This is a genomic window from Bradyrhizobium sp., from assembly GCF_016219575.1.
In the GTDB taxonomy this organism is placed as follows: Bacteria; Pseudomonadota; Alphaproteobacteria; order Rhizobiales; family Xanthobacteraceae; genus Bradyrhizobium.
The window spans coordinates 168876-182539 of record NZ_JACRMG010000035.1; the positions used below are offsets into that span (position 1 = coordinate 168876).

Annotated in this window: 13 protein-coding genes; 8 read left to right on the top strand and 5 right to left on the bottom strand. The window is 64.4% G+C overall.

Going from position 1 to position 13664, the window contains the following annotated elements; translation table 11 throughout:
• Positions 1-74: 74 nt before the first annotated feature.
• Entirely contained in the window at positions 75-1625 is a 1551-nt protein-coding gene (locus HZB49_RS26810) for an alkaline phosphatase D family protein (RefSeq protein WP_291616904.1), read from the top strand.
• 8 nt (positions 1626-1633) lie between these two features.
• Here HZB49_RS26810 and HZB49_RS26815 read toward each other — a convergent pair whose 3' ends face one another.
• Complete coding sequence (locus tag HZB49_RS26815; protein WP_291616906.1) at positions 1634-2008, bottom strand: response regulator; 375 nt, start codon at positions 2006-2008, stop codon at positions 1634-1636.
• A 194-nt stretch (positions 2009-2202) separates the two neighbouring features.
• On the opposite strand from HZB49_RS26815, the gene HZB49_RS26820 reads away from it, so the two are divergent.
• The 4 genes from HZB49_RS26820 (at position 2203) to HZB49_RS26835 (ending at position 7320) form a co-directional block, all read left to right on the top strand.
• Positions 2203-2964, top strand: coding sequence for a Crp/Fnr family transcriptional regulator (locus tag HZB49_RS26820; protein WP_291616908.1), 762 nt, complete (start codon positions 2203-2205; stop codon positions 2962-2964).
• Positions 2965-3202: 238 nt separating this feature from the next.
• A complete protein-coding gene (typA, locus tag HZB49_RS26825) occupies positions 3203-5029 on the top strand; it encodes a translational GTPase TypA (RefSeq protein WP_291616910.1) in 1827 nt (608 codons plus the stop codon).
• 162 nt (positions 5030-5191) lie between these two features.
• The gene (locus tag HZB49_RS26830) at positions 5192-6457 is read left to right on the top strand and encodes an NAD(P)/FAD-dependent oxidoreductase (protein ID WP_291616912.1); all 1266 of its coding nucleotides are present in this window, start codon (positions 5192-5194) and stop codon (positions 6455-6457) included.
• A 32-nt stretch (positions 6458-6489) separates the two neighbouring features.
• Positions 6490-7320: a DUF3883 domain-containing protein gene (locus tag HZB49_RS26835; RefSeq protein WP_291616913.1), complete on the top strand. Its 831-nt coding sequence runs from the start codon at positions 6490-6492 to the stop codon at positions 7318-7320.
• A gap of 9 nt (positions 7321-7329) precedes the next feature.
• Here HZB49_RS26835 and HZB49_RS26840 read toward each other — a convergent pair whose 3' ends face one another.
• The 4 genes from HZB49_RS26840 to HZB49_RS26855 all read right to left on the bottom strand — a co-directional run bounded on the left by HZB49_RS26840 (position 7330) and on the right by HZB49_RS26855 (position 10464).
• Positions 7330-7737 (bottom strand): DCC1-like thiol-disulfide oxidoreductase family protein, encoded by a 408-nt coding sequence (locus HZB49_RS26840; protein WP_291616915.1) that lies wholly within the window; start codon positions 7735-7737, stop codon positions 7330-7332.
• Positions 7738-7817: 80 nt separating this feature from the next.
• A complete protein-coding gene (locus tag HZB49_RS26845) occupies positions 7818-9131 on the bottom strand; it encodes an SDR family oxidoreductase (protein ID WP_291616917.1) in 1314 nt (437 codons plus the stop codon).
• Positions 9132-9139: 8 nt separating this feature from the next.
• A complete protein-coding gene (locus HZB49_RS26850) occupies positions 9140-9607 on the bottom strand; it encodes a DUF2269 domain-containing protein (RefSeq protein WP_291616942.1) in 468 nt (155 codons plus the stop codon).
• The gene (locus HZB49_RS26855; protein ID WP_291616944.1) at positions 9604-10464 is read right to left on the bottom strand and encodes an alpha/beta fold hydrolase; all 861 of its coding nucleotides are present in this window, start codon (positions 10462-10464) and stop codon (positions 9604-9606) included. The genes HZB49_RS26850 and HZB49_RS26855 overlap by 4 nt, the downstream gene beginning before the upstream one ends.
• A gap of 296 nt (positions 10465-10760) precedes the next feature.
• Between HZB49_RS26855 and HZB49_RS26860 the strand changes: the two genes are divergently transcribed.
• The 3 genes from HZB49_RS26860 to HZB49_RS26870 all read left to right on the top strand — a co-directional run bounded on the left by HZB49_RS26860 (position 10761) and on the right by HZB49_RS26870 (position 13514).
• On the top strand, positions 10761-11270 hold the full coding sequence (locus tag HZB49_RS26860) for a GNAT family N-acetyltransferase (RefSeq protein ID WP_291616918.1): 510 nt from the start codon (positions 10761-10763) through the stop codon (positions 11268-11270).
• A 98-nt stretch (positions 11271-11368) separates the two neighbouring features.
• Positions 11369-11899 (top strand): inorganic diphosphatase, encoded by a 531-nt coding sequence (ppa, locus tag HZB49_RS26865; RefSeq protein WP_291616920.1) that lies wholly within the window; start codon positions 11369-11371, stop codon positions 11897-11899.
• 133 nt (positions 11900-12032) lie between these two features.
• Positions 12033-13514: a M20 family peptidase gene (locus tag HZB49_RS26870; protein WP_291616922.1), complete on the top strand. Its 1482-nt coding sequence runs from the start codon at positions 12033-12035 to the stop codon at positions 13512-13514.
• The last annotated feature ends 150 nt before the right edge of the window (positions 13515-13664 follow it).

The window sequence follows — 13664 nt, forward strand, 5'->3', positions numbered from 1 at the left end:
CTATCGACTCTCGGCGTCATGGATTGCTTCGTTGCTTCGCTCCTCGCAATGACGAGCAAACGGCGAGACCGTCCATGACAATTCGCATCTCCCGCCGCCGCTTCGTCTCGACCGCGAGCGCTGCCGCGTTCGGCACGATTGCGATGCCGTATCTCAGCCGCGCCGCCGACCGGCCGCTGCTACCGCAGGGCGTGCAGTCCGGCGACGTCAGCATCGACAGCGGCGTGGTGTGGGCACGCGCCGACCGGCCCTCGCAGATGCTGGTCGAGGTCTCCACCACCGAATCCTTCGCCAGTCTCCGCGCGCTGCCGCCGGTTGCGGCGCTGCCGGAGAGCGACTTCACCGCAAGAATGCTGCTGGAAAATCTCCCGGCCGGCCAGGACATCTTCTACCGCGTGAAATTCCGCGACCTCTCGCATCCCACGATACTGAGCGAGCCCGTGGTCGGCCGCTTCCGCACCGCGCCTGCCGATCGCCGCGACGTCAGCTTCGTCTGGGGCGGCGACGTCGCGGGCCAGGGCTGGGGCATCAATCCCGATGACGGCGGCATGGCGACCTTCGCCACCATGCGCAGGCACCGGCCGGATTTCTTCCTGCATTCCGGCGACACCGTCTATGCCGACGGTCCGATCAAACCGGAGGTGGCGCTCGAAGGCGGCAAGATCTGGAAGAACGTCACGACGCCGGAGAAGGCCAAGGTTGCCGAGACGCTCGACGAGTTCCGCGCCGCGCACAAATACAATTTCCTCGACGACAATCTGCGCGCCTTCGCCGCGGAGGTCCCGATCCTCGTGCAGTGGGACGACCACGAGGTCGTCAACAACTGGTCGGCTTCGAAGGAGCTTCCCGCGGCCTACAAGGTGCGCGACATCAACCTGCTCGCGGCGAGGGCGAAGCGCGCGTTCCACGAAATGTATCCGACGCGCGCGAGCGTCGCGGAACCCGGCCGCATCTACTGCAACATCAACTACGGCCCGCATCTCGAAGTCTTCATCCTCGACGAGCGCAGCTATCGCGGGCCGAACGGAGAAAACCGGCAGACCGAATACGGCCCCGACGCCTGGTTCCTCGGTCCCGACCAGCTCAACTGGCTGAAGCGCGCGCTGCTCAACTCGCGCGCCACCTGGAAGGTGATCGCCTCCGACATGCCGTTGTCGATCATCGTCCATGACGATGCCGCGAACAGGAAAGGCTCGGAAGCCGTCGCGCAGGGCGATGGCCCGCCGCGCGGCCGGGAGCTCGAGATCGCGGACTTGCTGCGCTTCATGAAGACGGCCGGCATCGTCAACACGGTGTGGCTGACCGCCGACGTGCATTACACCGCCGCGCACTACTACGGTCCCGGCAAGGCGCAGTTCCAGGATTTCGAACCGTTCTGGGAGTTCGTCTCCGGCCCGCTGCATGCCGGCACGTTCGGCCCCGGCGAACTCGACAATACCTTCGGGCCCGAGGTGAAGTTCGTCAAAGCGCCCGGGCCGGGCAGACAGAACCTGCCGCCCTCGGCCGGCATGCAGTTCTTCGGCCATGTCAGGATCGACGGCCGAACCGGGCAGATGATGGTGACGCTGCGCGACCGCGCCGACACTGCGTTGTGGTCGACGACGCTCGAACCGAAGCCGGTATAGCGCGCGATCTACCGCAGGCGCTGCCGCAGCGCCGCTTCCAGCGCATCGCTGCGGCAGGGCTTTGGCAGCATCGGCGTTTCCTTGAGCGGCGCCGGCAATCCGAAGTCGCGGCCGTAGCCGGTGACGAAGACGAACGGGATCTTCATCGCCTGCAACCTCTCGGCCACCGCAAAACTGTTGCCGCTGACGAGGGCAACATCGAGCAGCGCGAAATCCGGCGCGCGATCGTCGATCAGCTTCAGTGCGCGCGCCGCGCTGCCCGCGGTGCGCACCCTCTTCACGCCGAAGCCGAGAATCCTGTCCTCGAAATCCAGCGCGATGATCGCGTCGTCCTCCACGATCAGGACGTCATTGGGCAATCCCTGGGAATTGGCGGGTTCCATGCGCTTGGATCGGTTGATGCCTGCCCCCGGCGGATGCCCGGAGGGGGCCTGATGGCGGCGCCTCCATCCAAGAGCGCGCCACCGGTTCCCGGCACGAAACCCACCACATCCGGCGCGGCGCTGTCTGTGCACTAGTGGACATAACTCGGGAACCCAATCGCCTATCTTCGCTTTATCGGGTCGGAGGGAATGGCATGCTGACGCGAAGGGAGCAGATGACCGAGGTGAGCGATCGCCCGTTCAACAACCTGTTGCGGCGGCTGAACGCTGCCGATTATGCGCTGCTGGCGCCGCAATTGAGCGCCGACGAGGCAAAGCCGGGCGACCTGCTCTACAATCCCGGTGACAACGTTCAGACCGTGCACTTTCCGTGCGGACCGACGCTCGTCTCCTACATGGTTCCCAATGAAGACGGTCGCGATGTCGAGACTATCCTGATTGGCCGCGAAGGTGCGGTCGGCGGCATCGTCAGCCACGGCTTCCTGCCGGCCTATACCCGCATCACCGTCAAGTTCGGCGGACCGGTGGTGCGGCTTGCCGTCAGCAAGCTCGACACGGCAAAGTCCCATTCGCCCAGCCTGCGCAACGTGTTTGCCCGTTATGCCGATTGCATGCTGGCGCAGATATTCCAGTCGACCGCCTGCAATGCCATCCATTCGATCGAGCAGCGCACGGCGAAATGGATCATCTCAGCCATGGAGCGCACCGACGGCGACAACACCGTACCGCTCACCCATGAGCAGCTGGCCACCCTGCTCGGGGTCGGCCGTTCCTATGCCAGCCGGGTGATCCAGACCTTCAAGGCGGAGGGCGTGCTGGAGACCCGTCGTGGCGCCATCCTGGTGCGCAACCCGGATGCCCTGCGCCTGCACTCCTGCCTGTGCAACGAGGCCGTCAAAACCCACTTCGAGGAGGTCTTGCGGGGGGTCTATCCCGACCCCGGGAAAGACAATTGAGCGGGGCTGGTGCAAAATTGAGCTAACCAAACCCCCGAAAGACCGTTGTTTTTTGCCGTTTTCTGAATATATTGCGCCGCAACGCGTAAGGCTCGCCCGGTCCCGATGTGGCCGGGCTTCCTTTTTGGGGCTAAGCCCCTCGAATTTCAAAGGTTTTGAGCGTCATCCGAAACAGGCGTCCCGGATTTTCCGGCGGAATCGCGCCTCACCTTGCACGAGCTGACAAAGAAGCGAGCCCATGAACCTCCGCAACGTCGCCATTATCGCCCACGTCGACCACGGCAAAACCACCCTGGTCGACCGCCTGCTGCAGCAATCCGGCACCTATCGCGACAACCAGCGAGTGGTTGAGCGCGCCATGGATTCCAACGATCTGGAGCGCGAGCGCGGCATCACCATCCTGGCCAAGGCCGCCTCGGTGCAGTGGAAGGATACCCGCATCAACATCGTCGACACGCCCGGCCACGCCGATTTCGGCGGCGAGGTCGAGCGCATCCTCAACATGGTCGACGGCGCGCTGGTGCTGGTGGACGCCGCCGAAGGCCCGCTGCCGCAAACCAAGTTCGTGGTGTCGAAGGCGCTCAAGGTCGGCCTGAAGCCGATCGTCGTCATCAACAAGGTGGACCGCCCCGACGCGCGGCCGACCGAAGTCATCAACGAGGTGTTCGATCTCTTCGCCGCGCTCGACGCCAGCGAGGAGCAACTCGATTTCCCGATCCTCTACGGGTCTGCCAAGCAGGGCTGGATGGCGGAAAGCCCGGAAGGCCCGAAGGACAAGGGCATGCAGCCGCTGTTCGACCTGATCGAGCGCCATGTCGCCCCGCCCAAGGTCGAGGAAGGGCCGTTCCGCATGATCGGCACCATTCTCGAAGCCAATCCCTATCTCGGCCGCATCATCACCGGCCGCATCACCTCCGGCTCGATCAAGCCGAACCAGCAGGTCAAGGTGCTCAGCGCCGACGGCAAGGTGATCGAACAGGGACGGCTGACCAAGATTCTCGCCTTCCGCGGCATCGAGCGCACGCCGCTGGAGGAAGCCGAAGCCGGCGACATCGTCGCCATTGCCGGCCTCACCAAGGGCACTGTCGCCGACACCTTCTGCGATCCCAGCGTGGACATACCGCTGCCGGCGCAGCCGATCGATCCGCCGACGGTGTCGATGTCCTTCATCGTCAACAACTCGCCGCTCGCCGGCACCGAAGGCGACAAGGTCACCTCCCGCATGATCCGCGACCGCCTGCTGCGCGAGGCCGAGGGCAATGTCGCGCTGCGCGTGGTCGAAGCCTCCGACAAGGACGCGATGGAAGTGTCCGGCCGCGGCGAATTGCAGCTGGCGATCCTGATCGAGACCATGCGTCGCGAGGGCTTTGAGCTCTCGGTGTCGCGCCCGCGCGTCGTGTTCCAGAAGGACGAGGCCACCGGACAGCTCAAGGAGCCGATCGAGGAAGTCGTCATCGACGTCGACGAGGAGCATTCCGGCGTCGTCGTGCAGAAGATGAGCGAGCGCAAGGCCGAGATGATCGAGATGCGCCCGTCCGGCGGCAACCGCCTGCGGCTGGTGTTCTACGCGCCGACCCGCGGCCTGATCGGCTACCAGGGCGAACTGCTCACCGACACCCGCGGCACCGCGATCATGAACCGCCTGTTCCACGGCTACGCGCCCTACAAGGGCGAGATCCAGGGCCGCCGCAACGGCGTCCTGATCTCCAACGACCAGGGCGAGGCGGTCGCCTATGCCATGTTCAAGCTCGAAGACCGCGGCCCGATGATGATCGAGCCGGGCTGGAAGGTCTATCGCGGCATGATCGTCGGCGAGCATACCCGCGACAACGATCTCGAGATCAACGTGCTCAAGGGCAAGCAGCTCACCAACATCCGCACCACCTCGAAGGACGAGGCGGTGCGCCTGACCCCGCCGATCCGGATGACGCTGGAAAAGGCGCTGGCCTATATCGAGGACGACGAACTGGTCGAGGTGACCCCGAAGTCGATCCGCCTGCGCAAGAAGTTTCTGGACGCCAACGACCGCAAGCGCGCGGAAAAGGCCAGAGAAGCGGTGGCGTAAGGTGTACTTGTCATGCCCCGCGAAAGCGGGGCATCCAGTACGCCGCGGCCTCTCGGTTCAATCACAAGCGTCTCTGGAATACTGGGTCACCCGCATGCGCGGGTGACGACAGTTGCGTTTGGGCCGCTTCTTGCACAACCGCGAACGTGCTAGAGCCCTCGCATGAATTCCCTCCCCTCCAATGTCGACGTCGCCATCATCGGCGCAGGCGCCGCGGGCCTTGGCGCTGCCAATGCGCTGAAGGGTTGCGGCCTCTCCGTGATCGTGCTGGAAGCGCGCGACCGCGTCGGCGGACGGGCGCATACGATCCAGGCCGCGCCTGACGTGGTGTTTGACGTCGGCTGCGGCTGGCTGCATTCGGCCGACGAGAACACGTTCGTGCCCATCGCCGAGCGGCTCGGCTTCGAGATCAACAAGGATTTGCCGCCGTGGCGCGAGCGCGCCTTTGGCAAGGCGTTTCCGCAAGCACAGCGCAGCCAGTTCATCCGCGCGCTGGATGAATTCTACGATCGCGCCGAAGAGGCAGCGGAAGAGGCGCGCCGCGCCGGTCGCGACGAGCCGGCCAGCCTCCATCTCGAACCTGGCAACCGCTGGAATTCGATGATCGATGCGATCTCGACCTACGTCAACGGCGTCGAGCTCGACCGCGTCTCCATTCTCGACATGGACGCCTATGAGGACAGCAACCTCAACTGGCGCGTCCGCCGCGGCTATGGCGCGCTGGTCGCCGCCTATGGCGCCGCCTGCCCGCTGGCGCTGAACTGCGCGGTAACGCTGATCGATCATTCCGGAAAACGCGTGCGCGTCGAGACGTCGAAGGGCACGCTCACCGCCGGCAAGGTGATCGTCACCGTGCCGACCAACCTGATCGCCGACGAGACGATCCGCTTCCATCCCGCCTTGCCCGCCAAGGTCGACGCCGCGCGCGGCCTGCCGCTTGGGCTGGCCGACAAGGTCACGCTTGCGCTGGCCGAACCCGAGGCGCTGCCGAAGGAGGGCAACCTCCGCGGCGCCACCATGCGCACCGACATGGGCACCTATCATCTGCGCCCGTTCGGCCAGCCCTGCATCGAAGGCTTCTTCGGCGGCCGTTTTGCACGGCAACTCGAAGACGCCGGCGACGGCGCCATCGCCGCCGCCGCGATCGACGAGATCACAGGCTTCCTCGGCAACGACTTCCGCCGCAAGCTGAAGCCGCTCGCGGAATCGCGCTGGGCGCACGATCCCTGGGCGCGCGGCTCGTATTCGCACGCACTGCCGGGGCATGCGGGCGATCGCGCGCTGCTGGCCGCACCGGTCGATGGCAGGTTGTTCTTTGCGGGTGAGGCGACGTCGCCGAATTTCTTCTCCACGGCGCATGGAGCAAGGGACAGCGGGGAGCGGGCGGCAAGGGAAGTATTGGCCGATATGAGGCCAGGGCAGGACTAGACGGCCGCTGCCAATTCATTCATTTTTTTGGAATGGCGGACGGCGAACGCAATGAGGATTGGACGGCCGAAGAGCTCGATCTGATCATTGCTGACTATTTCTCGATGCTGGGCGCCGAAATACGGCGGGCATCCTACGATAAGACCCAGCACCGGAAGGCTCTCATGGCCCAAATCGATCGCAGCAACGGCTCGATCGAATTCAAGCATCACAACATTTCTGCCGTCTTGCAGCAGCTCGATCTACCCTGGATCAATGGATATAAGCCCAGGGCTCACTTCCAAAAATCTATCGTGAATGCGGTCGAGCGATACTTGCTCAAACATCCCGCCGCCCAGCACCCTGAGGCGCTGGCTCAAGTCTTTGCGGAGAGACCCCAGCTTTTTGTCGAGCCTCCACCTCAGATCGAGCCCAAGAAGGATCGCCCGGAAATTGTTCAGCGTCTTGTTCGAAAATTCAATCCCGCCGAGAGGGATTTCTTGAACCGCCAGCTCGGTTACAAGGGTGAGGAAATGGTCTTCAAGTTTGAGCAGCAACGCCTCAACCAGATGGACAGACCCGACCTCGCAAGAAAAGTCCGGTGGACGTCTCAGGAAGACGGCGATGGTGCCGGTTACGACATCCTGTCTTTTGATCAAAAGGGCAGCGAGCGGTTTCTCGAAGTCAAGACAACGGTGGGCTCGCAGACCGCTCCATTCTACCTGACAAGGAACGAACTATCCTTTTCCAAGGAGCGGCCTCGGGAGTTTCGAATCTGCCGCCTGTACGACTTCTCAAAAATCCCGAAGATGTTCGAGCTTGCACCGCCTCTGGACAAGTTCGTTCACCTTGAGCCGCTTTCATTTGAAGCATCGTTCAAGTAGGGGGCGATCTCATTCCAGCACCCTTGCCCGCATATCCTCGTCCGGCACGAAGCATTGGTCGTACCTGCCGAAGATGCGATAGCGGTTGTGGGCGATGAAGCTGTAGACGAGGTCGCGCAGCGGCCTCGGCACGGCGAACAGGATCATCATCCATTGCCAGCCGGGGAGCTGGCTCAGCACGGTCAGCGCGGCGTCGGACTTGAACCAGACGGCGCCGCCGTGGACGACGGCATTGGTGTCGGGATCGGCGGGGTTGATGCCGATCACCTGCGCAAGGCGGGTGCCGTAGGGCGACTGGATCGCAGTGAAACGGAATTTCCGGTTCACGTCGCGCGTGGCGACGAATCTCACCCAGCGCGAGCAGAACACGCAGACGCCGTCATAGAGGATCACGTTGTCGTCGGGCCAGTTCGTCATCCTTGCCTCATTTGACGCGTGTTCTTCCAGCGACCCGGGCCTCCCCTCGGGTCAGGCCCGAGGGCATGCTTGGCCCTATTCTATCGGTTGTCCAGCGTCAGCAGCGCGACCAGCATCAGCACGATGGCGGGACCGGTCTTCACCAGTGCGCCGAGCGGCTCGATCCAGAGGTCGGGCGCCAGGATAGCGGCGCCCGCCATGTAGCCGAGCGAGGCCACGATGCCGGCGACCAGGCCGAGGGCGCAGGTGCGGCGGAAGGCGATCAGGAGACCGATTGCCATGTCCATCAGGCTGGTGAGTACCGTGACCGGCGCGACCGTGGCTTCCGGGAAATTGTGGGCGCGCAGGATGTTCGCTGCGGCATCATAGGAAATCGCCAGCGCGATGAAGCCCGAGACCAGCCAGAACAGCACGAGGCTCGCGATCACCAGCGCCTTGACCAGGAACAGGCGGGCGAACCATTTGTCCTGGATCGAGGCGGAGCGGCCGGCCATCTGCGCGATCGATTTCGGCGCGATGCCGATGGCGGCCATCCAGGCGGCGGGATCGCCGGTGACGCCGCGGCGCAGCTCCGCCATCGCAGTCGTGCGCACCGGCGGCATCCAGCCGAACCAGCTTGCGAGATCGCCGAGCCGGCAACCGAGATCGAGCAGGAAGGCGGGCGGCACGATCCGCGGCCAGTCCTGCGTACCGAAGGCGTGGCGGAAATTTGCAGTGACGCCGCCGAGCGTGATGGCCTGCGGCTGCATCAGATCCCATGTCACCGCGTGCGCCTCGGCCGGATCGCGCGCCGCCAGCCAGGCGATGGTGGCGGCAATGTCCTCGACGGCGACGGGCTGGAACGGCGCGGTGCGCTCGGTGGCGGGCAGATCGAGCGGAAGTGCTGCCAGCGCGCGCAGCATGGCGCTGCCGCCATAGGCCGCCGGCGCCACCACAAAGCCCGGCCGCAGGATGGTGCACGCAATGCCCGATGCCGCGATCAGCCGCTCGGCCTCGCGCTTGGTGGTGGCAAAGGCGGTGCGGTCGGTTTCCGCCGTGCCGGGGATCGAGATGTGGACAAGGCGGATGGCGCGGCCGCTCTCGCCGATCGCCTGCAACAGCCGCGCGACGAAATCGCGGTGCACGGCCGCCGTGTCGCTGCCGGGACCGTCCTGCAGCACGCCGAGGCAATTGACGACGACGTCGATGGCCCGGTCGCGCAACAACGCGGCCAGCGCCGAGGCATCCATCGACATGATCGGCAATTCAAGATCGAGCGGGCTGCCCTTTTGCGATGCCGAGAATCTGCGAGCGGCGCCGATCGCCTCAAAACCCCTCGCGCGCAAATCGTCCGTGATGAAACGACCGATCAGGCCGGAAGCACCGAGCACGAGGATGTTCGGATTTACGACCATTGCGCGGGCTAGAACGGTTTGACGAACATCAGCCAGAGGATAATCATCACGGCGCCGAATCCGGGAATGCCGCACAGCACCCAACGGCGGAATAGCGTGAAGTACCGCGGCGGCAGCGGGGCGCCCTTCACAACCGCCGTTCGCGCGAGGTCGCGCATCTCGATCTGCATGAAGATCACAGGAACCCAGAACAGGCCTGCAATCAAGTAGAGCCCTAGCGCCGTCATCAGCCAGCCCTCGGTGATCGAGGTCGACGACAGCCACATCAAGAGCCCTCCGGTGACCGGCTGCAGCAGCACGGCCGAGAGCGTGAAAAGGAAGTCGGCGATGACGGCGACTTCCGCTGTCTTTGCAATGAATGCGGGGTCAGCGCTGCGGTGCGCCATCAGCATGAAGAAAGCAATCCCGATACCTGTGCCGAGGATCACAATGGCGCCGAGCGCATGGACATACTGGATAACGTGAAACAGCACTATCGCCTCCGCAATGTTGAAAAGCGCACGGAATCCAGGGCGCGACCGAGTTCGGGGCCTGCGAGCCTCACGCCGCTCTCGCTCTCCGGCAACCAATGCCCCTCGCTGCCGGAAGGCGGCAGCGCATGGAAGCTCGCCTTGCCGCCGGCGCGGCGAAAGCTATCTGCGAGCTGCTTCGAAAAGGCGGGCGCGAAATAGCTGTCATTGGCGGCGACCAGCCAGACGACTCTCACCTTGGCCCCCTTGCCGAACTCCGCGGCCGCGGCCTTCAGCGTATGCGGCGCGCAGATCTGATTCGGGAAGTCGTTGGCGCGGCCGCCGCGGCCGGCGGCAAAGACAATGATGGCTGAGACATTGGCATTGCCCGCCATCGCAAGCGCGCCCCAGCCGCCGGCGGAATGCCCGACAATCACGGCGCCGTCCGGCTTGATGAAGGACTGCCGGCGCATGAAATCCGTCGCTGCGGCGATCTCCTCGGCGGTGGCGCGGCCGGAGCGCGCGTAGTCCGCCTCGTCGCAGCCGCCCTGGTCCTCCAGATATTTGCCGCCGGTGGCGCCATGGCCCGGCCGTTCCGGCACCAGCACGGCAAAGCCGCGCGCCACCAGAAAGGCTGCGAGCGCGCGGTATTCCGGCTGCTTCATCTGCGCCCGGCGCAGCACGTTCTGCGTCGTCGCATGCGCGATCACGGCGAGTTGAAACGGCCCGTCGCCGGCGGGACGAAACAACAGCGCGTGCGACTTAATGTCAGGTAGGGGTGTCGGCACCAGCCATTGCTGTATGCGGTTAGGCTCGCTTTCGCCGCCGGCAGCGCCGAATCCGGCTTGCGCGAATGCTGCGTGCGGCGCTGCGGCCGCCAGCATGAACAGGAATAACAGCGATGTGAGCGCGTGCATGACGCTGCCGGAAATGGCGGGAAATCCGTCAGCAGAATACCGATAACGAATCAGTTTGCGGGGAATTTCCGCTGCTTCGATTCCGCACGGGCGAAGGGATGCAGCGCCTTGATCGCTGACACATCAGCGAAAAGCCGGTTAGGTCAGCCATCTGTCCTCTTTCGGCACATCGTTAACGAAGGACTGATGCAAAAAGTCCACAGGTTAACCGATAATTAACGATAGACCTTGAAGCCGGGGCGGCGACTTGCTTTGATCGGGTCATGAGCACAACCCTGATCGAGGTTCGACCGGCCAAGGCTGCGGATGCCACCGCGGTGGCGTGCACGCACGACGAAGCTTGGCGCTCGGCCTATCAGGGCATCATCCCCGGCGCGGAGCTGGAGAAGCTGATCAACCGCCGCGGCCCGCAATGGTGGGACAGCGCGATCCGCAAGGGCAGCCGCGTCAGCGTGCTGGTGTTCGGCGACAAGGTTGCCGGCTACGCCAATTACGGCCGCAACCGCGCCCGCAGCCTGCACTTCGACGGTGAGATCTACGAGCTCTACCTGCGGCCCGAATTCCAGGGCCTCGGCTTCGGCCGCCGCCTGTTCAACGCCGCCCGCCGCGACCTCGTGCAGAGCGGGCTGAAGAGCATGGTGATCTGGGCGCTGTCCGACAACGAGCCGGCGACCGAGTTCTACCGCGCGCTCGGCGGCCGCATGGTGGCGCGCTCCTCCGAGAAGTTCGGACCGAAGTCGCTCGACAAGGTCGCCTTCGCCTGGACCAACTGAGCCTGTTTTAGGCTTTTCCCTCTACCGTTGACGGTCTAAACCGACGCTAGTTTGCGCCTGATTGCTGGCGCGTCCTTAAGCTGAAGCGGAGCCAGCCCATGCGCATCGACGCCATCTCGATCGGAAATAACCCGCCGCACGACGTCAATGTCATCATTGAGGTCCCGGTCGGCGGCGAGCCGATCAAATACGAGATGGACAAGGAAGCCGGCACGCTGGTCGTCGACCGCTTTCTCTACACGCCGATGCGCTACCCCGGCAATTACGGCTTCATCCCGCACACGCTGTCCGGCGACGGCGATCCCTGCGACGTGCTGATCGTCAACACCCGCGCCATCGTGCCGGGCGCGGTCATGAGCGTGCGCCCGGTCGGCGTGCTCTTGATGGAAGACGAGGCCGGCGGCGACGAAAAGATCATCGCCGTACCCTCCTCCAAGCTGACGCAGCGCTACGACAAGGTGAAGAACTTCAGCGACCTGCCCGAGATCACGGTGCAGCAGATCCAGCATTTCTTCGAGCACTACAAGGACCTCGAGAAAGGCAAATGGGTGAAGGTGCTGAAGTGGGGCGATGCCGCGGAAGCGCACAAGCTGATCGTGGAAGGCATCGAGCGGGCGAAGAAGAAGTAACCGATGTGAGACCCTCATCCTGAGGAGCCCGCCCTTGCGGGCGTCTCGAAGGATGAGGCCCCCGAACGGGGAGAGCTGGCCTCATGGTTCGAGACGCGCTTCGCGCTCCTCACCATGAGGGGAGAGAGCTGATATGCGACGCGTCATCGGAATAATCCGCAATATATTTCTCGCGCTGAGCGCCGCGATCGTCGTTCTCGCCGGCGTGCTGGCGTTCAATGTCTTCAGCCACGGCTCGCGGCAGCTGCAGGTCGCAGCCGTTCCGAAGAGCCAGGTGGACGCGCAGGGGGCCGCCGCGCGGCTGGCCGAGGCGATCCGTTTCCGCACCATCTCGTCTTACGAAAAGCCCGAGCAGCATGCGGATGCGCTGCGCGGCATGCAGGCGCATATCGAAAAGAGCTTTCCGGCGTTTCATGCCGCAGCGAAGCGCGAGGTCGTGGCCGATTACAGCCTGCTCTACACCTGGCAGGGCTCCGACCCGAAGGCGCAGCCCATCGGTCTGCTCGCGCATCAGGACGTGGTGCCGGTGGCGCCCGGCACCGACAAGGACTGGCAGCACCCGCCCTATGACGGGGTGATCGCCGATGGCTTCATCTGGGGCCGCGGCGCCTGGGACGACAAGGGCAACCTCTATTCCATGCTGGAGGCGGCCGAGACCCTGGCCAAGGCCGGCTTCAAGCCCAAGCGCAGCATCTATTTCGCTTTCGGCCATGACGAAGAAGTCGCCGGCACGCGCGGCGCGAAGAGCATCGCGGGCCTGCTGGCCTCGCGCGGGGTGAAGTTCGACTTCGTGATCGACGAGGGCCTCCTGATCACCGACGGCCTCGTCAAGGGCCTCGACAAGCCGGCCGCGCTGATCGGGCTGGCCGAGAAAGGCTATACGACGCTGGTGTTGAATGCCGTGGCCACGCCCGGCCATTCCTCGATGCCGCCGCGCGACACCGCGATCGGCATGATGGCCGCCGCACTGGCGCGGCTGGAGGACCACCGCCTGCCGCTGCAAATCCGCGGCACGGTGGCAGAGATGTTCGACACGCTGGCGCCGGAGATGAAGGGCATCAACCGCGTGGCGCTGTCGAATCTCTGGCTGTTCAGGCCGCTATTGCTGCGCGAATTCGCCAAGACCGGCCCGACCGAAGCGACCGTGCGCACCACCACGGCGCTGACCATCTTCAATGCCGGCGACAAGGACAATGTGCTGCCCGGCCATGCCGAGGCGACGGTCAATTTCCGCCTGATCCCCGGCGATACCCAGGCAAGCGTCACCGAGCATGTGCGCGAGACGATCAGGAACGATCGCATCACCATCAAGCCGTTTCCCGGCAACACCGACCCGCCGCCGGTGACGGGCACGGCGAGCCCGTCCTACCAGATGCTCAATCGCACCATCCGCGAGATCTTTCCCGACGTGATCGTCGCGCCCGGCCTGATGGTCGCCGCAACGGATTCGCGGCACTATGTCGGCGTCACTGACAAGATCTTCCGCTTCTCGCCGGTGCGCGCCAATGGCGAGGACCTGAAGCGCTTCCACGGCACCAATGAGCGGCTGTCGATCGAGGGCTATGCCGACATGATCCGGTTCTACCGGCGGCTGCTGGAGAATGCGGCGGGATAAGCTCCCTCGCCCCGCTCTTGCGCAGGGCTGTCCGGGGAAGTTTAGCCATAGCAGAACTCGATTTGATTGGGTTGGGCTCTGGGTTTTGCCCGGCTTGGATTTACGGGTGGAGGTTTGTCGATGGTGGCAATGGAGCGCCGGGTGAAGAGG